A 726-nucleotide genomic window follows, 5' to 3' on the forward strand; every position below is an offset into this window, starting at 1 on the left:
GGTCTGACTGAACACACGCGCCACAGAGCGCTTTGAGGCACCCCGCCCCCAAAGCCACTAATTCAGCAGGCTCCTAGGCGGCGGCGACCGATTGTAACCGTGCGCAGATCCCCGCTATTGATGAGTCGATAAACCGTTGCCCGGCAGATCCGGAGCCTCTGCAAGGTCTCCTCGACGGTGTTGAGTCGAGCGTTTGTTAGCGCCATAGAGTCAAGCATCGCTACCCCTATTCAGTTGTCTGCAGGCGTGTCCTGCGGTTAAAGACCGTATCCCGTGATGTGCTCAAAACTGCCTCTGCGAGACATTTTTGAAGCACACGCAGATTTCACATCGAGTGATCGCCATGCGTCCTGGCCGCCATATATTCTGCTGCTGTGACGACGAGGCGCCAGCTGCCACCGCAGATTAAGAAGATCGAAGTACTTGACCGCAAGCTCGGGAAAACCGTTGTGCGATATCAACTTACGGTAGACGCAGGCGTTAACTCGGAGACGGGGAAGCGGCAGCAGGTGCGGCGGCGATACGCAACGGAACGCGAGGCCCGTGCCGCACTGGCTGAGATTGGCGACGCTGCCGTGCAGGGCAGGTTTGTGCCGCGCCGAACCAACACTGTGCGCGAGGTATGCGAGAACTACCTCAAGGGCCGCCATGAATCGCCCTGGAAATGCTGGAGGCTCCTGACCTTGGAAACGAGGATGCAGGTATGCCGAAGGAACAGTCGCCTGG

At 58.7% G+C, this 726-nt stretch carries 2 protein-coding genes; one reads left to right on the top strand and one right to left on the bottom strand.

The features are described from left to right. Nucleotides 1-62 precede the first annotated feature (62 nt). Complete coding sequence (locus CQY20_RS33970) at nucleotides 63-218, bottom strand: helix-turn-helix domain-containing protein (RefSeq protein ID WP_097945799.1); 156 nt, start codon at nucleotides 216-218, stop codon at nucleotides 63-65. Between the two features lie 231 nt (nucleotides 219-449). Between CQY20_RS33970 and CQY20_RS35335 the strand changes: the two genes are divergently transcribed. Further along, the coding region (locus tag CQY20_RS35335) for an Arm DNA-binding domain-containing protein (RefSeq protein WP_234816550.1) at nucleotides 450-726 on the top strand (277 nt) is incomplete at its 3' end.

It is taken from the genome of Mycolicibacterium agri, from assembly GCF_002553505.1.
Taxonomy (GTDB): domain Bacteria; phylum Actinomycetota; class Actinomycetes; order Mycobacteriales; family Mycobacteriaceae; genus Mycobacterium; species Mycobacterium agri.

Bases quoted from the DNA above. Each gene is read 5' to 3' on its own strand.
- CQY20_RS33970 (WP_097945799.1), bottom strand. From the start codon at position 218: ATGCTTGACTCTATGGCGCTAACAAACGCTCGACTCAACACCGTCGAG.